Source organism: Myxococcus sp. NMCA1, assembly GCF_026810205.1.
GTDB lineage: Bacteria > Myxococcota > Myxococcia > Myxococcales > Myxococcaceae > Myxococcus > Myxococcus xanthus_A.
Window position 1 is genome coordinate 7072624 of record NZ_CP113950.1, and the last position, 21696, is coordinate 7094319.

Genomic DNA, 21696 nt, shown 5'->3' on the forward strand with positions numbered 1-21696 from the left:
CTAACGGCCCCCCACACTTCTCGACAAGGGAGAGGGCGCAGCGAACAGGCCCATTCGGGGATGGATGCGCTGTTGACGGAGAGGTTGGCCGCGCGCTCCAATGGCCGTCACCGGGGGTTGTTCCATGACGGTGCTGTACGAATTGCGCCAGCGCATTGACTCACGCTTTCCACTCACCGCCTATGCGGACCCAGCGCCACGCGCATTCCAGCCCGCCGCCCTGCTGGCGTTCGCCACCCGGGTGACGGATGCCTATGCGGCCGACGCCCGGCACCTCGATGAGGGATGCAGCGGCTCCTGGCGAGCCCTGCTGGCCCACGCCTTCGACGTCTACGAAGCCGTCCGGCCCTGCCTGTCCATCCGCTATTCGACGCGCACCGTCTACTCCGGCCCGGAGGACATCGTCGCGGACCTGGAGCGGGGACAGCTCGAAATCAACACCGAGCACTGCGAGCATCCCTTGTGGACGCCAGAGGAGAACTGCGTCTTCCGCATCGTCCATGACGTGATTCCCCATGCCATGTACGCACGGCCCTTCTCGCTGGAGGGAGAAGTGCTCGCCTTCCATGACCACGTCCGCCGGGCCCCCGCGGAGGCGAAGCTGGCGCTGTTCACGGAAATCTTCGGCTATGCCGCCATCCGCTACTCCACCGGCGTGTATCCTGAAACGCAGAAGTGCATTGCCTTCCCGGAGCTGCTCGCGGACTACGAAGCGGGCTTCCTCCCGCCCGCGGGCAATCCCTCCACGCATCCCGGGACGTAAGCCCTTCAAACGTCAGCGGCGGGTCGTCTTCTTGCGCGCGGTCCGCGCCGCCGCCGTGTTGCGCACGAACTGCTTGCCGCGCCGGGTCCCTTCGCGCTTCTTGCGTTCCGTCGCGTGCTTCTGCGCGGGGCTCAGCTGCGCCCAGGCTTTCTTCGGCAGATAGCGGGACGTGGTGCCGCCTTTGCGCGCACGAGCGTCACCTTCTTGTGTCTGCCATTCCTCCTGCGTCCAGGACGTGAGCGACTTCTGCGTTCCGCCACGGCCGCCCCGGTAGCCCCCACCGGCCTTCTTGTATTCGGCCGCCACGAGCTGCGCCTTGCGAGCACTCCACTCCCCTGCCTCCCCACCCTTGCTGCCCCGGAGGATGCGCGCCTTGATGCGCTCGCGCAGCTCCGGCTCCGTGTACCGGCCGCGGGAAGCGGCCTTCCGAGCGGTGGAACGGGAGGCGGTCCCCGCCTTGCGGGTGGTACGGCCACGCAATGACGAGCGAGCCAGCTTCGCGGCAGGGGTGCGTGAGCGCTTCCGGGTGGCCATGTCGTCCTCCTCGCGGTCCGAATACCCGCTCAGGGTGGGAGCGGCACGAGCCATCCGCAAGCGCGCCGGCCCTCTGCCCCCTCAGCGCGGCAACGCCACCATGTCCTCTGGATTCACCGGGACGCCCAGCCGTGAGTACGAGAACACCAGGGACGTCTCGATGCGGCTCACCTCGGGACGGCTGGTGAAGGACGGGATGGTCAGCCGCCGGAGGTGTTCGGTATCGCGACACAAAGGCCGCCGCGCGCCTGCATCAGCACATCCTCTCCGTGGGAAACACCGTGGACCCTTACGAGGGCTACCGAGCCTTTCGCGGCCAGAACGCGGACGCCCGCGCGTTGATGCGTGAGTGTGCCTTTCCGTTGAGCATGGATTCCACAGCCAATGAGTCACCCGTGACACAGTGACTCAAGATTTCACCCCGCAGGAGCGACCAACGCACTGCGACACAGAGGCTCACGACGTAAAATCAGCGCACTGCGTCGTGAGCCCTTGACGCAATACGGCAAGAACATGTGACGACTGGCCTCACTCGTTTTGCCGATAATGCAGGAGGCGCCTTGATTCTGGTCTGTGATTGGCCTACGCGTTGATTCGCGGGTCAATCCGCAGTGGACCCGTCCCCCGAACAGGAGCCCCTCCTCATGCGAAACGCTGTCCGGACACTGGTTCTGGCTGTCGCGGCACTTGGCTTGTGGGCGCACCCCGCGCTCGCGAATACCCAAACACAGACCCGCTATCCCATCGTGCTGGCGCACGGCATGGCGGGCTTCGACTCGCTGTTTGGCGTCTACGACTACTTCTACGGCATTGGCTCCGACCTGCGCTCGGGCGGGGCGACGGTGTACGTGACGAGCGTTCCGCAGTTCAACACCACGGAGCAGCGTGGCGAGGCGCTGCTGGCGCAGGTGAAGGACATCGTCGCGCGCTCGGGCAAGGGCAAGGTGAACCTCATTGGCCACAGCCACGGCGGCCTGGACGTGCGCTACGTGGCGGCGGTGCGCCCGGACCTGGTGGCGTCCGTGACGACGGTGGGCTCTCCGCACAAGGGCGCGGACCTGGCGGACTACCTGCGCGGCAACCTCCGGGGCGGCTCCTTCACGGAGAGCGTGCTGGCCTACTTCGCCAACAACCTGGGCACTGTCCTGGGGCTGCTGTCGGGGAAGACGAACCCGCAGGACGCCATTGGCGCGCTGGCGGCGCTCAGCAAGTCTGGCACGGCGGCGTTCAACCAGAAGTACCCGGCGGGCATCCCCTCCAGCAGCTGTGGCCAGGGCGCCGCGACGGGCACGCAGGGCCAGCGCTACTACTCCTGGTCCGGCACGGACCCCTTCACCAACCTGCTCGACGTGTCCGACTACCCGATGAAGCTGAGCTCGTTCTTCTACAGCGAGGCGAACGACGGCCTGGTCGGCAAGTGCAGCTCGCACTTCGGCACGGTGCTGCGTGACAACTACGACATGAACCACCTGGACGAGGTGAACCAGGTGCTGGGCCTCACCGCCTTCTTCACCAACCCGAAGACGGTGTTCCGCAACCACGCCAACCGCCTGAAGGGGCTCGGCCTATAGACGGCCGCGCGCGAAGGACCGCCATGAAGAACCGCGCCGTCATTCCCGTAGCCGCGCTGTGCGCCCTGCTGGGTGCGGGCGTGTTCTCATGGTGGAAGGCCCAGGCGACGCCCACGCCGCCTGGGCCCGCTGTCGCCGCTGTCTCAGCGCCGGTGCCCTCCGCGCCGCGCGTGGGCACACCGGCGCCGCAACGTGCCGTGCCCACCGCGTCGCCCGCGGACACGACGTCCGCCGCGCCCGCCCTGCCCCCCATGCCGGGCTCGCTCCAGGACACGGAGGAGGATGGCTCGGTGCAGGTGGATGCGTCGGGTCACCTGGTGGTGTCGGCGGACCTGCGGCGCCTGTTCGACTACTACCTTTCCGCGATGGGCGAGGAAGGGCTGCCCGTCATCCGCGAGCGCATCCTCGCCTCGCTGCGGGCCAAGAATCTGCCAGCCGCGGCGATGGAGGAAGCCGTGCGCGTGCTGGATGACTACCTGGCGTATCGCGACGCGGCGCGCACCTTCGCGGCGAACCAGCGGGGCGCGGCGCTGGACGTGGGCGCGCGGTTGGAGTCCCTGCGCGAGCTGCGCCGCGAGCACCTGGGCCCCTGGGCGGAGGGACTCTTCGGTGACGAGGAGCGGGTGGATGCGGTGTCGGTGGAGCGGATGAAGCTCCAGCAGGACACCACGCTGTCGCCCGAGGAGCGCGAGCGCCGCATCGCCGCGCTGGATGAACAACTCCCCGCGGAATACCGCGCCAGCCGCGACGAGGCGCTGCGCCCCCTGCGGCAGCAGGCGGTGGAACGGGAGCTGGTGGAATCCGGTGCGTCGGCCGAGGACCTGCGCCAGCACCGGCTGGCCACCGTGGGCCCGGAGGTCACCGAGCGACTGGAGGCCATGGACCGCGAGGAGGCCGAGTGGAAGCGGCGACTGGCGGAGTTCCGTTCCCGCCGGGAGGCGCTGGGCCAGTCCGAGCCGAACCCCGCCGCGCGTCAGGCCGCCGTGCAGCGGCTGCTGTTCGACTCCTTCACCCCGGAGGAGCGCTTGCGGGTGGAGGCCCTGGACGCCATCGACGCGGCGGCCAAAGCTCCCTGAGCCTCACAGCGCCGGGTAGTCCACGTAGCCCTGCGGGCCCGGCGTGTAGAAGCTCTGGAATTGAGGCGCCGTGAGGTCGGCGCCCTTCCGCATGCGCGACACCAGGTCCGGGTTGGAGATGAAGGGCCGGCCGAAGGAGACCAGGTCGGCCTGCCCCGCGTCGACCGCCGTCTGCGCGCTTTCGCGTGAGAAGCCTCCGTTGACGATGATGGGCCCGCCGAACCCTTCCCGGATGGCCCGCGCCGTCGCCTCGAAGCCTTCGTGGGGATTGGACACCAGGTGCACATAGAGCAGCCCCTTCAGTGACTGGGCCAGTGTCGCGTACTGCTCCGCCACCGCGTCATGTGGCGGGAGGTCGTTGAACGTGTTGTAGGGCGACAACCGGATGCCCACGCGCTCGGCGCCAATAGCATCCGCGCTGGCCCGCGCCACCTCCGCGACGAAACGCGCCCGGTTCTCGGCGCTGCCCCCATAGGCATCCGTGCGCCGGTTGGTGTGCGGATGGAGGAACTGCTCCAGGAGGTAGCCATTCGCGCCGTGCAGCTCGATGGCGTCGAAGCCCGCCTCCACGGCGTTGCGTGCGGCCTGGACAAGCTCCTCGCGCGTGGCGCGCAGGTCCGCGTCCGTCATCGCCTCCGGCACCGGATACGGCTGCAGCCCTTCCGGGTCCGTGTACATCTGCCCTTCGGGACGGACGGCACTGGGCGCGACGATGCGGGCGCCCGCTGGCAGGTTGAGGGGGTGCGCGATGCGGCCCACGTGCATGAACTGGGCGACGATGCGGCCCCCCGCGGCGTGGACGCTCCGGGTGATGCCGCGCCAGCCTTCGACCTGCTCCGCCGAGAAGATTCCCGGGATGCGCGCGTAGCCCAGCCCATTGGGAGAGGGCGCGATGCCTTCGGTGATGATGAGTCCCGCGGACGCGCGCTGCGTGTAGTACTCCCGCATCAAGTCGTTGGGTACGCCGCCCACCGCGCGGCTCCGCGTCATGGGCGCCATCACGATGCGGTTCGACAGGGCGATATTTCCGAGCCGGTAGGAAGAAAAAAGGGCCATGGGGTTGCTCCGCGGAATGGGGACACCGACAATCTGCGCCCGCCAAGGCTGTTGGCCAATGTCATGATTCCGGAAGTACTGTCCGGTCATGCGGACAATGCGCCAGGCAGACCCCAACGCTGTCATCGCCTTCGTCGAGGTCGCCGACCGGAAGAGCTTTCGCGCCGCGGCGCTCGCCCTGGGAGTGCCGAAGTCCACGCTGAGCCAGCGCGTGGCGGCGCTCGAAACGCACCTGGGCGTCCGGCTCTTCTCACGCACCACGCGCAGCGTGACGCTCACCGACATCGGCGCCAGCTACCTGCACGAAGTCGCACCTGCCATCACCGCGCTGCGGGACGCCGAGGCCCTGGTCGGGAAGCTCCAGTCCCACCCGAGCGGACGCTTGCGGATGACCACGCCCTTCGAACTGGGACAAAGCGTGCTCGGCGAGGTGCTCTCCACCTACGCATCCCGCTATCCCGAGGTGCGAATCGAGGCCGACTGCACGGACCGCCGGGTGAACCTGGTAGAGGAGGGCTATGACCTCGCGGTACGCATCGGCCCCATGGATGACTCACGCCTCATCGCGCGCAAGCTCGGGGAGCCTCACCGGCTGGGGGTGTTCGCGAGCCGAGCCTATCTCCAGCGCATGGGCGTTCCTGGCAAGCCGCGCGACCTGGTGAAGCACCGCTGCCTGGCGATGACGGGCTCCCTCACGCCCACCACCTGGAACTTTCGCGGAGACACGCGCGCGACCTCCGTGGGCATCGTCCCCAGCCTGTCCGTCAACAGCTTCCGGGTGCTGGTGGCACTGGCGGAGGCGGACCAGGGACTCGTCCGCCTGTCGAGGATTCACGCCTCCTCCGCCGTCGCCGAGGGCAGGCTCGTCGAGGTGCTCCAGCGGTTCGCGCCGCCGCCCTTGCCCCTCTTCGCCATCTACCCAAGCGCCCGCAACGTCTCACCCGCGGTTCGCGCCATGCTCCAGGTGCTCACGGACTACTTCAAGCAGCCCCCCTGGTCAGAGTAGCGAGCCAGCGCTCACTTCCCAGGGAAGGTGTCGTACTCCACGAGGCCCGGAGTGATGTCGTAGTAGTCCCCCTTGCTGCCCAGGTAGATGTGCGCCTTCTCGCGAATGCCGGTGGGCGACTCCAACGTCCCGGCGCAAATCGACATCTTCGCGGAAGGCGCTTCATCGAACAGCACACTGGAGCCGCACTCGACGCAGAAGCCGCGCCGCACCGTGGGCGAGACGGTGTGCCATTTGAGGCCGTGCTCCTCCGTGAGCCGGAAGCCATCCCGGTCCACGGCCGCGTAGGCCCCGACGTGCCCATGCCATTTTCGGCACTTCGAGCAGTGGCAGTACGTCACCGCCGTCAGCGGCGCGCTCACCTCATACCGCACCGCTCCGCAAAAGCAGCCACCCGTGTTCTTGTTCATGCACTCGTTCTACGACACACGCCACGAGCGAGCGCGTGCAATCCATGAGTCGGGTTCAATCGTCATCATCATCGTCATCGTAGTCCCCGCCCAAGAAGCCAGCGGCCCGCTCCGGCGACGGCACGTTGAAGGTGCAAGTCAGCTCACTGCCATCCCTGTAACGATAGACGTAGCGGCCCGCGGCGAAGTCATCATTCACCGCGTCCAGGGTCACCGAGCCCGCCACCGGCGCGCCCGTCGTTTCGGGAAAGCCCGTCGTCGAGCGTGTCGCCACGCTGGCGAGCCAGTCCACCACCAGCGAGTCCGCCGCCGGCACCAGCCGCCGCCCGTCCTCGTTGGCCAACGCCACCGTCACCGGCCCGCCGCTGACGACGGCTCCACTCACGAGCCGGATGTCCACGCCGAACTGCGTCATGCCCACGGCGCCCTTGGGGTCGTAGCTCAGGTCAATCCAGGTGCCGTGCTGCCCATTCCCGCCGGAGCCATTGCGGATCCACCGGGACATTTCTCCATCGATGGGCCATTTCACACGGGTGCCCAGGAGAGTGCCTTGGCATTCCCCCGTGGCTTCGGTACCGCAAGCCGTGGTGAGCAGGGTGATGGCAATGATTGGAATGACGACACGCATTGAAAATAGAGGCATGGGCGCCATCATAGATGCGACCGCCAGTCCTTCCGAAAAGCGGCCCCCAGCCGCCGTCTTCCATCCGGGATGACGCATTGCATCCTGACGACCGCAAGGGATTGCCTCTCACGGTTTGTCCCCGTCGGCGTGCAAGGCATCCCTGTCGCCCGGTAGCCTTTCACGCCATGCACGAGCAGGAACCCGCAAGGCCCACCGAGGTCGCGCCCCTTCCAGCGTGGGCCGTGTGGCTGGGCGCCACCGGATGGTGGCTGGCGGACGCCCTCTTCTCCGTGAGCCAGGTGCAGCTCCTGCAACGCATTGGCGAGGCGGAGGTCTCCGGGGGCGAGCTGTGGCGCATGTCCCTGGCCAGCGCGCTGCTGCTGGTCGTGGGGGGCCGTGCCACCTTCGTGGTGCTGACCCAGGACCTCATCGGCTCGGCGCGCCGTGGGTGAGTCCGCGCGCGAATCCTGAGATAGTCGTCCCGTATGAAAATCTGGGTCGATGCCGACGCCTGCCCGGGCCCTGTCCGGGACATCATCCTGCGTGCTGGCCAGCGCGTGAAGGTCCACACCGTCTTCGTAGCCAACCGCGCGCTCTCCCTGCCACGGCTGGCCTATGTCTCCAGCGTGCAGGTGGGCGCGGGCCTCGACGTCGCGGACCAGCACATCGCCCAGCAGGCACAGCCGGGAGACCTGGCCGTCACCCAGGACATTCCGCTCGCCGCGCTGCTGGTGCCCAAGGGCGTCGTGGTGCTGGACCCGCGCGGAGAGGTCTTCACCGAGGAGAACGTCGCCGAGCGGCTCTCCGTCCGGAACTTCATGCAGGAGCTTCGGGAGAGCGGCGTGACGACCGGCGGCCCTGACGGCTACTCGGCCCAGGACCGGCAGCAGTTCGCCGCCGCCCTGGACCGCGAGCTGACCCGGCTGGTGAAAGCGGTGCCCAAGTAAAATTCATCCAACCCCTCCGAGCGCGGCGGAGGCATCCTCCTGGCATCCACACCCACCCAGAAAGGTGCTCGATGAACGACAAGAACCCGTCCGCCTCCGCAGCCGCGACGCTCCCCGAGGGCCCCCGCCTCTCCCTGGCCCTGGTGACGAAGGACGCGCCCGCCGCGCTCGACTTCTACACACGGGCCTTCGGCGCCCGGGAGAAGTACCGACTCACCGAGCCGAGCGGGCGCGTGGGCCACGCGGAGATGGACCTGGGCGGCGTGACGCTGATGCTCGCGGACGAATACCCGGAGTACGACATCCTGAGCCCCCAGAGCCGCGGGGGCACGACGTGCTCGCTGAACCTCCGGGTGGATGACGTGGACGCCGCCGCCCAGCGCGCCATCGACGCGGGCGCCACCCTGGAGCGCCCCATCCAGAACGAGTTCTACGGCGAACGCTCGGCGCACCTGAGAGATCCGTTCGGCCATCGCTGGGCCCTCAACGCCCGCATCGAGGATGTCTCCCCCGAGGAGATACAGCGCCGCTTCACGCAGATGCTCCAGGGCTGAGGCGCCGGCCTACTTCCCCAGCGACTTCACGAAGTCCGCGCGCTTCTGCACGGAGTCCTCGTTGTCCAGGCTGAAGCTGCGCGCGAGGCTGAAGTCCTCTCGAAGGAACGTGGCCGTGTCCTCGGCCAGGGCCAGCACGGCCTTGCGCCGCTTGGGCGCCAGCGGCTCGAAGGTGTGGAACACCACGTCGTCCGCCTTCGGGTCGAACTCCCACAGCCCCACCAGCCGCTCCGCGTCCAGCACGGGGCGGACGAAGATGTGGGCGGCCTCGCCCAGGGTGCCGCCCTTCGCGGAGCCCCACGTTGGAACCTCGATGCCATGGTGCTTGGGGTCCGTCACCCAGGCGGGCCCGCCATGCGACGAGACATACAGGTCATGCGCGGGCAGCAGGGACACGGACGTGGCCGCGGGGACCTTCTCTCGCAAGGCAGCCAGGACGTCCTCGGGCACATAGGCCGCCTCCGAGTACCCCTCCACGGCCACCCGCACCAGCCCCGCCCGCGCCACGGCCGCCTTCGCGTCCCGCTGCGAGAAGGCCGACCACGCCGCGAAGTCCTCCACCGTCGCCGGACCGAACTGGCGGAAGAAGATGGCCGCCAGCCGCGCGTTGCGCTCCTCCGCCGCGGCGGGCACCTTGGCCCCGGTGAAGGGGTTGCGAGCCGTCAGCCGCCAGAGGTAGCGCTCCGTGTCCAGCCGCCCCCCCTCCGTGCGGCGCTCCACCTTGCCCTCGAACTCCAGGTGGCGCAGCGCGGGCGGCAGCGTCGAGGACAGGCCCACCTTCTTGCCCACCTCGCCCAGGCTGCGCACCACGCCCGCGGGCATCGCCTTGCGCAGCGCGTCCGTGGACAGCGGCCCCTTGCGCAGCGCCACCAGCGCGGCCTCGGCCACGTCCGCCAGCTCCTTCGCGTCCAGGCCCACCTTCTCGTGCTCGCGGTCGGCCCGCTTGCGGTACGCCTCCTCGGCCACGCGCAGCACCAGGGGCACGTGGGCGCGAGGCACCAGGTAGATGCAGCCACGCACCGCGGGAACCACCTGGAGCTGGGACGCCTCCGCCGCCGCGTCCAGGTCCGCCCGCCGCAGCCCCGGCGCTCGGGCCCTCACCGCCAGGTACACGTCCACGCCACCCAGCGTCCGCACCCAGCCGGTCGCGGCGACCACCTCCTCCAGGCTCCCCTTCAGCGGCTCCGCGAGCCCCTGCGTCCGCAGCCAGTGCGCACGGGCGCGGGCCAGGGTGATGCTCAGAGCGGAATCAGCGGATGCGGCGGCCTTGCGAGCCATGGTGTCTCCTCCTCCGTCCCCTCTAGTGCGATGGGCCCCGGCTCCACCAGGGGCACCGCGTGCGAAACCAGCCTGAACGGAGCGCGAGACTGTAGAGCCAGGAACGCCCGGCCCCGGGTGAACGCGTACACCCCTGGCCGCCCTAGGGCTTCCGGATTACCTGGAGGCCATGCCTACCCTCGTCCTCGTCCGACACGGTCAGTCGCTGTGGAATCAAGAGAACCGCTTCACCGGCTTCGTCGACGTCCCCCTCACCGACCAGGGGCGCCAGGAGGCCCGGCGCGCGGCGGAGGCGCTGAAAGGGATGGAGTTCGACGTCGCCTATACGTCAGCGCTCATCCGGGCGCAGGAGACGCTGTCCATCCTCCTGGACTCGTTGGGACAGCAGGTACCCACCATCCGGGACGCCGCCCTCAACGAGCGCAATTACGGCGACCTGCAGGGACTCAACAAGGCGGACGCCGCGAAGCGTTGGGGGGACGCGCAAATCAAGAAGTGGCGCCGCTCCTTCGACGTGCCGCCCCCCAACGGCGAGTCCCTGGAGATGACGGCGAAGCGCGTGTTGCCCTTCTATGAGCGCGCCATCGCCGGGGACCTGCGCCAGGGAAAGAACGTGCTGGTGGTGGCCCACGGCAACTCCAACCGTTCCCTGGTGATGAAGCTGGACAACCTCACGGGGGAGCAGGTGGTGGGGCTGGAGCTGGCCACCGGGGTGCCGCTCGTCTACGAGATGTCGCCGGACGGAGAGGTGCTATCCAAGCGCACCGCGTCCCCCTGACTCAGGTGAAGGCACAGGGGGGCTACCCATCCCCCCTGGAGTCATGGGATACGCACGGCGGCGCGAGGACGGCTCAGGCCGCTCCAGGGGGAACTTCCGTGGTCCGGAGGCAGGCTGCACGCCCTACCGCGTCCGGTTGAATGTAACCGGCCCCGGCGCGTCAGATGCTCCGAGCACATGAAAGGACGCTCCCCCATGAAGGCCCTGATCACCTCCCTCGCTCTCCTCTTCGCCCTTCCCTCCCTTGATGCCCACGCCCAGGCGGAGATGCGCCGTCCGCACGGTCCGCCGCCGGGCCAGCCCATGCCGCAGCCGCACCATCCGAACCAGCCCAGCTACCCGCCGCAGCACTCCGGCAGCCAGGTGGTGGTGGACCGGCGGGAGTTGAACGAGCGCCTGGACCGGCTGGAGAAGCTGCTGAAGGAAGCCGAGCAGCGGATGAACCGGCAGGAGCGCAACAAGTTCCGCAACGCCAAGGAGACGCTGAACTCCGTGCAGGACCTGGTGAACAGGGCGCCGCTGCTGGCCACCGTCCTCCCGCCGCCGCCGCCCATGCCGCCCCCGCAGCCGGCGGTGCGGCCCATCTCGGACAGCGAGCTGCGCCGCATCCACTCTTCCATCTCCCTGCAGACCTTCGCCGAGGACAAGATGCGCGTGCTCGTCTCGGCGGCCCAGCACCACTACTTCCTGGTCTCCCAGGTGGGCCAGCTCCTGGGCAACTTCCAGTTCACCCAGGACAAGCTGGCGGTGGTGCGCGAGCTGAAGCCGTACATCCTGGACCCGCAGAACAGCCACATGCTCTACAGCCACTTCTCCTTCTCCAGCGACAAGAAGCGGCTGGACGAGATTCTCTCGCAGCGCTGAGCCGCGCGGGCCGACACGTAGACAGCAGGACTCCGGGCGTCGCGGGAAGTGCTCCCGCGGCGCCCGTCGCGTTCTAGAATGAGCACACCGGTCCGCGCGGGAAGAGACGTCCCGCCGGGACGGGCGTGAAGGCGCGCTCCATGGCCTCCGCGGCCTCCGCCAGCGAGCCATGCGACGCCTCGATTCGGGCGAAGCGCGTCCGCATCCGGTCCAGGATTCCCGCGGGCAGCAGCCGCCGCGCCATGGGGAACACCTGCGCCTCCTCCACCCCGGTGTGCCCCCGGTACAACCGCAGCCAGTCGTCGGCCGCGTCGAGCATGCGCGAGGGGTCCGTCTCCCCGCCACGCAGCATCGTCTCCGCCGCGCAGAGCATGGCCACCGCGTGCTCGCTGCCGGTGCCGTGCTCGCCGGACACCTGGGCCAGCAGCCCGGGCGCCAGCGGCAGCCGGTGCGCCACCATCGTCTGGAAGAGCACCATCTCCTTCGCGTGGTGGCTGCCATCAACGAAGGTGAGGAAGAAGTTCGCGGCGCGCAGGAAGAGCGAGGCCGAGACGAACTCCCCATCGCGGCCCTTCGCCACCGCCCGCTCCAGGACCTCCAGCACGCGCTGGATATGGCGGTGCTCCTGGTTCAACACGTCCAATGCATCCATGACCGACCCCTTCACACCGTGCGGGAAAAGCGGGGGCGCTCCGTCCCCGCGAGATACGCGTCGAACACCATGGCCACGTTGCGGACGAAGAGCCGCCCCATGGGCGTCAGCTCCAGCTGCGAGCCCGTGCGCGTCACCAAGCCGTCGTCCTCGAACGCGCGCAGCCGAGCCAGCTCCGGCGCGAAGTAGTCGGCGCCGTCCGGCCCCAAATCCACCCAGAAGTTGCACATGAGCCGGGTGATGACCGCGCGGCGGCGCTGGTCGTCCGCTGTCAGCGACAGGCCGCGCTCCGTGGCCAGGCAGCCCTGGGAGACGCGCTCGTAGTAGCGCGGCAGCGCGCGGACGTTCTGCGCATATGCGCCGTCCACGTCGCTGATGCCAGTGCTGCCAATGGCCACCACGTCCAAGGCGGCCTTGATGGTGTAGCCCTGGAAGTTGCGGCCCAGCCGGCGCTCGGCCTGCGCGCGCGCCAGCTCGTCCTCTGGCACCGCGAAGTGGTCCATGCCAATGGGCCGGTAGCCCGCGGAGACGAACGCCGCGTAGGCGGAGCGGAACAACTCCAGCTTGGCGCGCCCGCTTGGAATGGCCTCCGCGGGCATGCGCCGCTGGTGCTTCAGCACGTCGGGCATGAACGCGAAGGAGTAGACGGCCAGCCGGTCCGGCCGCATCGACAACACCGTGTCCAGCGTGCGGGCCCACCCTTCGGCGTCCTGGTGCGGCAGGCCGTAGATGAGGTCGAAGTTCACGCCCTTGAAGCCCAGCAGCCGCGCGTGCTCCAGCAGCGCCCGCGTCTCTTCCGGGGACTGGATGCGGTTGGTGACCTCCTGCACGCGCGCGTCGAAGTCCTGCAGGCCCATGGACACGCGGTTGAAGCCCAGGCTCCGAAGCAGCGTGAGCTGGCCGGGCGTCGTCACGGCCGGGTGGATTTCGATGGCCACCTCCGCGTCCTGCGCGATGCGGAAGCGGCGGGTGAGCGCCGTCCACAGCCGTTCGAGCTGCCGCTCATCCAGGAAGGTGGGCGTGCCTCCGCCCCAGTGAATCTGGGACAGGGAGCGCCGCCAGCCGAGCCGCTGCACCACCAGGTCCAGCTCCATCTCCAGATGGTCGATGTACTGGTCCGCCGCAGCCCGGTCACGGCTGATGACGACGTTGCAGCCGCAGTACCAGCAGAGGCTGCGGCAGAAGGGCAAGTGCACGTAGAGCGACAGCGGCTCGGCGCGCTCCCGGTTGCCTGCATGCTCGAGCCGCTCCACCAGATGCTCCGGACCGAAGTCCTTCCGCCACTCGGGCGCCGTGGGGTAGCTGGTGTAACGAGGGCCGGAGACGTCGTACCGGCTCAGCAGGGCTTCGGGCGGCGTGGGGACTTCCTGGCGGGGGGGCTCCATCTCACCGCGTCACCACTCCAAGCCTCGTGCCAGGATCATCCAAGGCGGGGGGGAGGAGGAAGTCGCGCAGGCCTTGCGGCCCCATCCACCCACGGCGCAACGCCTGCGCCGTGGCGCCCCTGAGCGGGGGCACCTTGCCCTAACCTCCCGTGGGGGCAGGTCCCAGGAAACGGGCTTCCATGCGCTTCACTTCACCGGAGGCCGAGTCCGCCACCTCGACGGTGAAGTGGAATGGAAGCTCCGTTCCGCTGCGGTCCACGGTGATGAACAGCGGCACCCGGAAGCTCTCCAGCGAGGCGAGCGTCACCTGCGCCTGTGGCACCACCACCTTCGCGGGCACGGGACTGTCCACGCGGATGGTGAGCACCGTCTCGGAGGGGTTCTTGTTCACCAGGTGCAGCTCGAACTGGTTGCGCACCGTGCCCTGCTCGACGACGTAGGGCATGCCCTGGAAGCGCAGCAGGTTCGCCTCGAAGGGCACGCGCCGCACGAGGCTCAGCGTGAGGCCCACCACCGCCACCAGCATCAACGCGCCGTAGATGAACAAGCGGGGCCGGAGCACCCGCCGTGGCTGCCCGTCCAATCCGTTGAGCGAGTCATAGCGGATGAGCCCACGCGGCCGGCCCAGCTTGTCCATGACGCCGTCGCACGCATCCACGCACTGCGCGCACGCAAGGCAGTCCATCTGCAAGCCATTGCGGATGTCGATGCCCGTGGGGCACACGGCCACGCACTTGAAGCAGTCCACGCAGTCGCCGCGCGGAGGTGCTGCCGCACCAGGAGGCACCTTGAGCAGCCGCCCCCGAGGCTCACCGCGCCGCGTGTCGTAGCCGACGATGAGCGAGTCCCGGTCCTGCATCGCGGACTGGAGGCGGCCATAGGGGCACACCACCACGCAGAGCTGCTCACGAAACCACGCGAAGTTGAAGTACAGCGAGCCCGTCACGGCCATGGCCCAGGTGAAGGCCACCGGCGAAGCCACCGGGCCATCGGCCACCATCGCGACGAGCCCTCCCGCCGAGACGAAGAGGCTCAACGCCGCGTGGGAGATGAGCAGCGACACCGCGACGTACGCGCCATGCTTGAGCACCGCCCGCGCCACGCGCACGGGCGTCCACGGCTCCTTCGCGGCCTTCAGCCGGCGCTCCCGGGGCCCATCGAAGAACCGCTCGATGGGGCGATAGAGCGCCTCCAGGAACACCGTCTGGGGACACGCCCAGCCGCACCACACGCGCCCCAGCCATGCGGTGAAGAACAGCAGGCCGAAGCCCACCGACGTCAGCAGGAACAGGACGCGCCAGAAGTCCTGCGCGTTGTACGTGCCACCGAAGAGGTAGAAGCGGCGCGCCGCCACGTCCAGGTGCACCGCCGGGTGGCCCCCCACCTCCACGAGTGGCAGGGCCAGGTAGATGGCGATGAGGACCGCGAAGCCCACCCGCCGCCGGGTGATGAACCGGCCGCGCACGTCCGCCGGGTGGAGCGCCAGCCGCGAACCATCCGCGTGGATGGACGTGAGCTGGTCGATGCGCGGGCCATCCCGCTGCGGTGCCGCCGACATGACTGCATCCTCTCCGTGAGCTATGGCTGCTCGGGCTCGCCCTGCGGCTCCTTGCCGCCGGGCGCATTGGTACCTTTGAGCGTGAGCAGGTAGGCAGTGACGGCCTTGACGCGCTCGGCGCCCAGGGTGCGCTCCCACGCGGGCATGCCCTTGGCCACCACGCCGTCCGCCACGACCTTGTGGATGGCCATGGGCCCACCACCGTGCATCCAGTACGCGTCCGTCAGGTTGGGACCGATGGAGCCCTGTCCCTGCGCGCCGTGACAGGCCGCGCAGTTCGCCTGGAACACCTGCTTGCCGCTGTCCAGGGAGGCCGGGTCCTTGGCCAGCGCGAGCAGCGTGTCGTCGGACGCCGGGGTGTTCCCGGACGCGCGCTTCGCCACCTCCGCGGACTCGGCGGCGTACTCACCGAGCTGCCCGGGCCCCGCCTCTGCGATGTGGTACCAGAACCAGTACCCCGCGCTGAAGATGATGGACGTCCAGAGGATGAACAGCCACCAGTTGGGCAGGTGGTTGTCGTGTTCCTCGATGCCGTCATAGACGGAGTGCAACAGCGGCTTGTCACTGCTCATGGCCGCCCTCCCCCTTCTCGCTCAGCGGCATCCGCGCGAGCGTGTCGAAGTCCCCGCTGCGCCGCGCCACGAACACCCAGGCGACGACGCCGAGGAACACCGCGATGAACAGGACCAAGGCGAAGAGGGGCAGCTCGGTGAGCGACATCCCCTGATAGAATTGCTTGTACATCAGCGGCCCTCCTCACTGGCGATGGTGGCGGCAGGCAGACGGTCCGGCGGCCCGGGCGACTTCTCCGGCGGCGCGGGCAGGTCCTGCGGCCCACGTCCCAGGCGCTGGAGGTAGGAGATGATGGCCACCATCTCCGAATCCCACGCCACCTGGACGCCCTGCGCCGCCAGGTCCGCGGTGATGCCCTCCGCCTGTGTCTTCTGTCGCGCCTCGGCGCTGTCCACGTCCGCGTTGCTGTACGGCACGCCCAGCCGCTGCATCAGCGCGAGCTTCTTCGGCGCGTCCTTCACGACGATGCGCTGCTCGGCCAGCCACGGGTACGGCGGCATGTTGGAGCCGGGGCTCGTCGCCCGAGGGTCCATCATGTGCGTGTAGTGCCAGAGGTTCGGGTACTTGCCGCCCAGCCGGTGCAGGTCCGGGCCGGTGCGCTTGCTGCCCCACTGGAAGGGGTGGTCGTAGATGAACTCCTCCGCGCGGGACACGTCGCCGTAGCGCTGCGTCTCCGCCACGAAGGGGCGAATCATTTGCGAGTGGCAGGTGTAGCAACCCTCGCGGACGTAGAGGTCACGCCCCTGGAGTTCCAGCGGCGAATACGGCTCCTGCGCCTGGCCGTGCGCCGGCACGGCCTGCTTGAGCATGATGGTGGGCAGCAGCTCCGCCACACCGCCAATCAGGATGGCGATGAGCGTGAGCACCGTGAACGCCAGCGGCTTGCCCTCGATGAGGCCAAACCACGACGGACGGCCTGCTTCACGGTCCCTGCGGGTGACAATCCAGGCGAACTCGCCCAACGCGATGATGGCGCCCATCAGCACCACCGCGCGCACTGGCTTCGCCCAGCCGAGGAACATCGTCACGGTGAGGATGGCGATGGCGAACACCAGCGGCCGGCCGGTGACGACCTGCACCCAGCCGGGCGTCGGGGCCTTGGCGGGGACGGGCTCGGCGACGGGCGTGGGCGCGGGCGGCTCCACGACGACGGTGGTCTCCCCGTCCACGGCCTTGCCAGCGCGGGCCGTCTTCCACAGGTTCCACGCCATCATGATGAAGCCCACCAGGTACATGGACCCGCCGACGAAGCGGACGATGTACATGGGCCGGATGGCCAGCAGCGTCTCCACGAAGTTCGGGTAGAGCAGCGTGCCGTCGGGGTTCGCCGCGCGCCACATGAGGCCCTGCGTGACGCCGCTGATCCACATGGAGACCATGTAGAGGAGGATGCCCACCGTCCCGAGCCAGAAGTGCGCGTCCGCCGCCTTGGGCGAGTGCAGCTTCGTGCCGTACAGCCTGGGCACCAGCCAGTAGAACATGCCGGCCGCCATGAAGCCGTTCCAGCCCAGCGCGCCGCTGTGGACGTGGCCGACAATCCAGTCCGTGTAGTGGCCCAGCGCGCTCACCGACTTGATGGACAGCAGCGGCCCTTCGAAGGTGGCCATGCCGTAGAAGGTGACGCCCGCGATGAGGAACTTGAGGACGGGGTCCTCGCGCAGCTTGTACCAGGCGCCCTTCAGCGTGAGCAGGCCGTTGAGCATGCCGCCCCACGACGGCGCCCACAGCATGACGCTGAAAATCATGCCCAGCGACTGCGCCCAGTCCGGCAGCGCCGTGTAGAGCAGGTGGTGCGGACCGGCCCAGATGTAGATGAAGACCAGGGCCCAGAAGTGGATGATGGACAGCCGGTACGAATACACCGGCCGCTCCGCCGCCTTGGGCAGGAAGTAATACATGATGCCCAGGATGGGCGTGGTGAGGAAGAAGGCGACGGCGTTGTGGCCGTACCACCACTGCACCAGCGCGTCCTGGACACCCGCGAAGACGGAGTAGCTCTTCAGCCCCGACAGCGGCAGCGCCAGGCTGTTGACGATGTGCAGCACCGCCACCGTGACGATGGTCGCGATGTAGAACCAGATGGCGACGTAGAGGTTCTTCTCGTGGCGCTTCGCCAGCGTCCAGAAGAAGTTGATGGCGAAGACGACCCAGATGACGGCGATGGCCACGTCGATGGGCCACTCCAGCTCCGCGTACTCCTTGGAGGTGGTGAAGCCCAGGGGCAGCGAAATCGCCGCCGCGACGATGATGAGCTGCCAGCCCCAGAAGTGGATTTTCGAGAGCAGGTCCGACGCCATGCGCGTCTTCAACAGACGCTGCGTGGAGTAGTAGATGCCCGCGAACATCATGTTGCCCACGAAGGCGAAGATGACCGCGTTCGTGTGCAGCGGGCGCAGGCGGGAGTAGGTCGTGTAGGGGATGCCCAGGTTCGCCTGCCACCAGGCGAGCTGACTGGCCACCAGCGCCCCTACCGCCATTCCCACGATGCCGAACAGCACCGACGCGATGATGAAGCGCCGGACCGTGGTGTCGTCATAGATGATTCGTTGCTGATGCACGGCTTCACTCCTGGGAAGCGGAGGGCGGAGGCTCGGGAGCGCCAGGCGCCGGAGCGGCGCTGTCGTCTTCGAGCGGGAAGAGCGAGAGCCGGTCGGCGTGCTCATGGTCGCGGTGGCGCACGCTGTAGACGAACAGCAGCACCGAACTGGCGACGAGCATCAGGCTCACGAAGACCTGGAGGACGAGGACGTTCATGCCGGCACCTCCCGGAGCGGCGGCGTGGGCGTGGCGGCGGCGCGCTCGCGTGAGGCGGACAGCCACCACACCGTGAAGAGCACGGTGGCCAGACTGGTGGCGGGCATGGCCACGGCGGCGCGCAGGGGCGTCATCCAACCCGCGAGGCACACGGCGACGGCCACCACGTTGTAACCCACCGCCAAGGCCAGCAGCCGGCGCACCACCTGGCGCAACCGGGCCGACAACCGCAGTGCCTCGCGGATGGCGCCCAGGCCTTCGCCCAGGAGGAAGAAGTCGCTCTTGCCCGGCATCACCGGCCGGTCGATGGCGGGTGTACCCGCGCAGAGGGCTCGCTCGAAGGCGAGGCTGTCGTTGACGCCGTCGCCCAGGTACAGCGTGTCCGCCGCGTCCAGCTTCGCGACGGCCTCGGCCTTCTCCTCTGGACGCTGACCACTCAGGGTGTGCTGGGTGGGAATGCCCAGCGCGGCTGCCATGTCATTCACGCGCCCCTGGCTGTCCCCCGAGATGAGCCACACCTCGCGGCCTTCATCCTGGAGCGCCTGGACCTCGCGGCGCGCGTCGGGACGTACCGACTCCCGGAGCTGGAAGAAGGCCACCGGCACGCCGTCCCGCGTGAGGACCGGGCCCGCCGCGAGGCCCGAGCCGGAGAGGAGTACCTCCACACGCGCGCTCGGCCTGGGGGGGCGGCTCGAGGCATTGCCCCACTCCCCCAACACGCCCTCCGTGGGCTCGCGCTCCGGCAGCCATGTGTCCACCGTACGCGCCTCGGTGGCCCAGTCCGCGCGGCCCAGCCGCCAGCGCACGCCGTCTCGATTCAGCTCCAGCCCCTGGCCCGCGAGCTCCGACACACGCGCCTCCGAGTTGAAGCGCGCGCCTTCCCGAGCCAGCGCGGCCGCGAGGCAGCGACTGGCGGGGTGGTTGCTGCGCGACACCAGGTCGAAGGCGATGTCGCGCGACGCGGGCGTCAACCCCGCCACGGCGGCGCGGTCCACCAACTCCAGCCGCCCCAGCGTCAGCGTCCCCGTCTTGTCGAAGAGCACCTTTCGCACGCGGGGCAGCCGGTCCAGCAGGTCCGTGCTCCGGATGAAGAAGCCGCCACGGCGCAGGCGCGCCTGGACCAACTCGTAGGCCAGCGGCGTGGCGATGCCGATGGCGCACGGGCACGTCACCACCAGCAGCGCCACCGCCACCTCCAGCGCCTTGTCCGGCCCAGCGGGCCACCACAGCGCGAGCCCCAACGCGGAGACGAAGAGCACCGTGACGACCCAGCGGCGCGACACGCGGTCCCAGAAGCGGGTGTGCAGCGCGGGGCCTCCCGCCTCGGTGGGCGCCCGGCGAAGCAACGCCACCAGCGGCGAGTCGGTGAAGGCCTGCTTCGCCTGGACACGCACGGCCTCGCGCCCGGCGTTGAACGCGCCGGCGGGCAGCGCACCACCCTGCCCCACCGCGCGCTCACCGGGCTCGCCCGTAATCCAATCCGTGGACACTCGGGCGCCCGAATCGAGAAGCAGCGCGTCCACCGGCACCAGGTCCCCCGGCGCAATCACCAGCACGTCGCCGTCGGCCACCTCGGCGGCGCGCACGGTGGCGAGCCGTGTGCCCTCCTCCCTGCGCACGAAGAGCCCTTCCGCCCCGTCGTCATCCAGCAGGAAGCGTCGGTTGCGCTCCAACACGCGCTGCTGGAGCCACCGCCCCACCAGCATCAAAGTGACGAAGGTATTGAGCGTGTCGAAGTACGCCAGGTCGCCGCGCCCTCCGCGCGCCTGCGCCAGCGACATGCCGAACACCAGCAGGATGCCCAGGGCAATGGGCAGGTCCAGGTGGAGCACGCCGCGCCGGAGTCCCTGGAGCGCGGAGCGGAAGAAGGGCCAGCCGCCCACCACCACGACGGCGGACGACAGCCACAGGCTCAGCCGCGTGAAGAGGCGGAAGACATCACCATCCTCCGGCGTGAGCCCCACGTAGAAGCTCACCGAGAACAGCATCACGTTCATCGACAGCGCGGCGCAGATGCCCAGACGGATGGGCAGGTCCAGGCTCGTGCGTTCCGGGCGCTTGCGGCTGGGTCCGAAGAGGTAGCCAAAGCCCTCCACGCCGCGAAGGAACTCCGCCACGTCGAAGGCGCCGCGCCGCCACAGCATTCGCACCTTGCCCAGGGCCGGGTCCACCGTCAGGCCTGCCCCGCCCTGTTGCCGGCGGAACAGCTCGTTCATCAGCCACACGCATGCGGCGCAGTGGATGCCCTGCACGTCCAACTCGAGCGCACACAGTGGACCGGGAATGGCCTCGGCGCGGCTGATGAGCGGCTCCAGCCACGCGAACGCGCGTTCCTTGCGCGGCTCAGGCGCCGGCGCCGTCTTTCCTTGCGCGAGCTGGTAGTAGCGCGTGAGCCCCTGCCCCACGAGCAGACCGTGCACGGCTTCGCACCCCACACAGCAGAAGTCGCGCGCCGCGCTCCCAGAAGGAACGGGACTGCCGCAGTGGAGACAGGCGGCCGGAGCAGGCTCCGATGGCGTGGAGGCAGGCATTCACGATGTCACCTTGCGAACGGCATGCCTGTTGCGATGCACCGCGTTCATGTCGCCCGAACCGGCCGCACTCGCCTCGCTGCTGCACACCACCGCCCCCACCGTCATCGCCGGCGCACTGGGCGCCTTCGTGGTGGGGCTCACGGGAAGCGTGCATTGCCTCCTCATGTGCGGACCGCTGGCCTGCGCGGGCCTGCCCGGTGTTCCAGGCCCGGAGCGGCGCCGGGCCGTCGTCGCCTACCAGGGAGCGCGCCTGGGCGCCTATGCCCTCGTGGGCGGCGCACTGGGCCTGCTGGGCGGAGGCGTCACCCAGGCCCTGGCGGTCTCCACGCGCCCCTACCTTCCCTGGCTGATGGCGGTGGCGCTGGTCGCGTCCGCGCTGGAGCTGGGCAAGCGCCTGCGCCCGCTGCCAGGCATGGCGAACCTCGCGCGGCATGTGACGCGCTGGGGCGCAAAGTTTTCGTGGACGGGCCGCGCGAGCGCAATGGGTGCGGTCACACCGCTGCTGCCCTGCGGCCTCCTCTATGGCGTCTTCGCGGTGGCGCTGGCGACGGGTTCCTTTGGAGGTGGAGCGCTGGTGCTCGCCGCGTTCGCGCTCGGCGGCCTGCCCGCCCTGCTGGGGGCGCAGCTTCAGGCGGCCCTGTGGAAGCACCGCCCGAAGTGGATGTCGCTGCTGCTCCAACGGGCGGTGCCCCTGGCCGCGGCCGCGGTGCTCATCTACCGCGCCGTGGGCACCACCAGCGGCGACCCGAGCTGCCATTGAGCGCCCTGCCACGGTCCC

Annotated in this window: 24 protein-coding genes; 10 read left to right on the forward strand and 14 right to left on the reverse strand. The window is 69.2% G+C overall.

Annotation, left to right across the window (positions count from 1 at the left end; all coding sequences use genetic code 11):
• Positions 1–124 precede the first annotated feature (124 nt).
• Positions 125–763, forward strand: a complete 639-nt coding sequence (locus tag OZ403_RS29100; protein ID WP_237077528.1) for a hypothetical protein — start codon at positions 125–127, stop codon at positions 761–763.
• Positions 764–775: 12 nt separating this feature from the next.
• Here OZ403_RS29100 and OZ403_RS29105 read toward each other — a convergent pair whose 3' ends face one another.
• Positions 776–1297 (reverse strand): DUF5872 domain-containing protein, encoded by a 522-nt coding sequence (locus tag OZ403_RS29105; protein ID WP_268782311.1) that lies wholly within the window; start codon positions 1295–1297, stop codon positions 776–778.
• 81 nt (positions 1298–1378) lie between these two features.
• Complete coding sequence (locus OZ403_RS29110) at positions 1379–1531, reverse strand: hypothetical protein (protein WP_268782312.1); 153 nt, start codon at positions 1529–1531, stop codon at positions 1379–1381.
• 410 nt (positions 1532–1941) lie between these two features.
• On the opposite strand from OZ403_RS29110, the gene OZ403_RS29115 reads away from it, so the two are divergent.
• Positions 1942–2868, forward strand: coding sequence for a lipase family alpha/beta hydrolase (locus tag OZ403_RS29115; RefSeq protein ID WP_174258918.1), 927 nt, complete (start codon positions 1942–1944; stop codon positions 2866–2868).
• Positions 2869–2891: 23 nt separating this feature from the next.
• Positions 2892–3944: a lipase secretion chaperone gene (locus tag OZ403_RS29120; protein WP_268782313.1), complete on the forward strand. Its 1053-nt coding sequence runs from the start codon at positions 2892–2894 to the stop codon at positions 3942–3944.
• A gap of 3 nt (positions 3945–3947) precedes the next feature.
• On the opposite strand, the gene OZ403_RS29125 is transcribed toward OZ403_RS29120, so the two are convergent.
• The gene (locus tag OZ403_RS29125; RefSeq protein ID WP_268782314.1) at positions 3948–5000 is read right to left on the reverse strand and encodes an alkene reductase; all 1053 of its coding nucleotides are present in this window, start codon (positions 4998–5000) and stop codon (positions 3948–3950) included.
• Between the two features lie 88 nt (positions 5001–5088).
• Here OZ403_RS29125 and OZ403_RS29130 point away from each other — a divergent pair, with 88 nt between their 5' ends.
• Positions 5089–6006, forward strand: a complete 918-nt coding sequence (locus tag OZ403_RS29130; protein ID WP_140794573.1) for a LysR family transcriptional regulator — start codon at positions 5089–5091, stop codon at positions 6004–6006.
• Positions 6007–6017: 11 nt separating this feature from the next.
• On the opposite strand, the gene OZ403_RS29135 is transcribed toward OZ403_RS29130, so the two are convergent.
• Both OZ403_RS29135 and OZ403_RS29140 read right to left on the reverse strand, forming a co-directional pair.
• Positions 6018–6416, reverse strand: coding sequence for a GFA family protein (locus OZ403_RS29135; RefSeq protein ID WP_090490125.1), 399 nt, complete (start codon positions 6414–6416; stop codon positions 6018–6020).
• Between the two features lie 55 nt (positions 6417–6471).
• Positions 6472–6921, reverse strand: a complete 450-nt coding sequence (locus OZ403_RS29140; RefSeq protein ID WP_237077530.1) for a hypothetical protein — start codon at positions 6919–6921, stop codon at positions 6472–6474.
• Between the two features lie 305 nt (positions 6922–7226).
• Here OZ403_RS29140 and OZ403_RS29145 point away from each other — a divergent pair, with 305 nt between their 5' ends.
• The 3 genes from OZ403_RS29145 (at position 7227) to OZ403_RS29155 (ending at position 8542) form a co-directional block, all read left to right on the forward strand.
• Positions 7227–7493: a hypothetical protein gene (locus tag OZ403_RS29145; protein ID WP_268782315.1), complete on the forward strand. Its 267-nt coding sequence runs from the start codon at positions 7227–7229 to the stop codon at positions 7491–7493.
• 33 nt (positions 7494–7526) lie between these two features.
• Positions 7527–7988, forward strand: coding sequence for a YaiI/YqxD family protein (locus OZ403_RS29150; RefSeq protein ID WP_140794574.1), 462 nt, complete (start codon positions 7527–7529; stop codon positions 7986–7988).
• 71 nt (positions 7989–8059) lie between these two features.
• Complete coding sequence (locus OZ403_RS29155; RefSeq protein WP_140794575.1) at positions 8060–8542, forward strand: VOC family protein; 483 nt, start codon at positions 8060–8062, stop codon at positions 8540–8542.
• Between the two features lie 9 nt (positions 8543–8551).
• On the opposite strand, the gene OZ403_RS29160 is transcribed toward OZ403_RS29155, so the two are convergent.
• Entirely contained in the window at positions 8552–9820 is a 1269-nt protein-coding gene (locus OZ403_RS29160) for a DNA glycosylase AlkZ-like family protein (protein ID WP_140799608.1), read from the reverse strand.
• Between the two features lie 169 nt (positions 9821–9989).
• Here OZ403_RS29160 and OZ403_RS29165 point away from each other — a divergent pair, with 169 nt between their 5' ends.
• Positions 9990–10598 (forward strand): 2,3-bisphosphoglycerate-dependent phosphoglycerate mutase, encoded by a 609-nt coding sequence (locus tag OZ403_RS29165; RefSeq protein ID WP_140794577.1) that lies wholly within the window; start codon positions 9990–9992, stop codon positions 10596–10598.
• A gap of 195 nt (positions 10599–10793) precedes the next feature.
• Positions 10794–11462: a DUF4476 domain-containing protein gene (locus OZ403_RS29170; RefSeq protein ID WP_140794578.1), complete on the forward strand. Its 669-nt coding sequence runs from the start codon at positions 10794–10796 to the stop codon at positions 11460–11462.
• Between the two features lie 73 nt (positions 11463–11535).
• Here the strand turns inward: OZ403_RS29170 and OZ403_RS29175 are convergent, their stop codons facing one another.
• From OZ403_RS29175 to OZ403_RS29210, 8 genes are all read right to left on the reverse strand, one after another.
• Positions 11536–12114, reverse strand: coding sequence for a hemerythrin domain-containing protein (locus OZ403_RS29175; RefSeq protein ID WP_174258919.1), 579 nt, complete (start codon positions 12112–12114; stop codon positions 11536–11538).
• 11 nt (positions 12115–12125) lie between these two features.
• Positions 12126–13499: an oxygen-independent coproporphyrinogen III oxidase gene (gene hemN, locus OZ403_RS29180; RefSeq protein ID WP_140856489.1), complete on the reverse strand. Its 1374-nt coding sequence runs from the start codon at positions 13497–13499 to the stop codon at positions 12126–12128.
• 139 nt (positions 13500–13638) lie between these two features.
• On the reverse strand, positions 13639–15057 hold the full coding sequence (gene ccoG / locus OZ403_RS29185; protein WP_140799611.1) for a cytochrome c oxidase accessory protein CcoG: 1419 nt from the start codon (positions 15055–15057) through the stop codon (positions 13639–13641).
• A 20-nt stretch (positions 15058–15077) separates the two neighbouring features.
• Positions 15078–15629 (reverse strand): c-type cytochrome, encoded by a 552-nt coding sequence (locus OZ403_RS29190; RefSeq protein WP_140876800.1) that lies wholly within the window; start codon positions 15627–15629, stop codon positions 15078–15080.
• The gene (locus OZ403_RS29195) at positions 15619–15801 is read right to left on the reverse strand and encodes a cbb3-type cytochrome oxidase subunit 3 (protein ID WP_140794583.1); all 183 of its coding nucleotides are present in this window, start codon (positions 15799–15801) and stop codon (positions 15619–15621) included. The genes OZ403_RS29190 and OZ403_RS29195 overlap by 11 nt, the downstream gene beginning before the upstream one ends.
• Positions 15801–18188, reverse strand: coding sequence for a cytochrome-c oxidase, cbb3-type subunit I (gene ccoN / locus OZ403_RS29200; protein WP_268782316.1), 2388 nt, complete (start codon positions 18186–18188; stop codon positions 15801–15803). Before ccoN ends, OZ403_RS29195 begins: the two co-directional genes overlap by 1 nt.
• 4 nt (positions 18189–18192) lie before the next feature.
• Positions 18193–18384 carry a cytochrome oxidase gene (locus tag OZ403_RS29205; protein WP_140794585.1) on the reverse strand — a complete coding sequence of 64 codons (192 nt, stop codon included), beginning with the start codon at positions 18382–18384 and terminating at the stop codon, positions 18193–18195.
• Positions 18381–20915 (reverse strand): heavy metal translocating P-type ATPase, encoded by a 2535-nt coding sequence (locus OZ403_RS29210; RefSeq protein ID WP_268782317.1) that lies wholly within the window; start codon positions 20913–20915, stop codon positions 18381–18383. Before OZ403_RS29210 ends, OZ403_RS29205 begins: the two co-directional genes overlap by 4 nt.
• Before the next feature lie 49 nt (positions 20916–20964).
• Here OZ403_RS29210 and OZ403_RS29215 point away from each other — a divergent pair, with 49 nt between their 5' ends.
• Positions 20965–21678, forward strand: a complete 714-nt coding sequence (locus OZ403_RS29215) for a sulfite exporter TauE/SafE family protein (RefSeq protein ID WP_268782318.1) — start codon at positions 20965–20967, stop codon at positions 21676–21678.
• Positions 21679–21696: the final 18 nt, after the last annotated feature.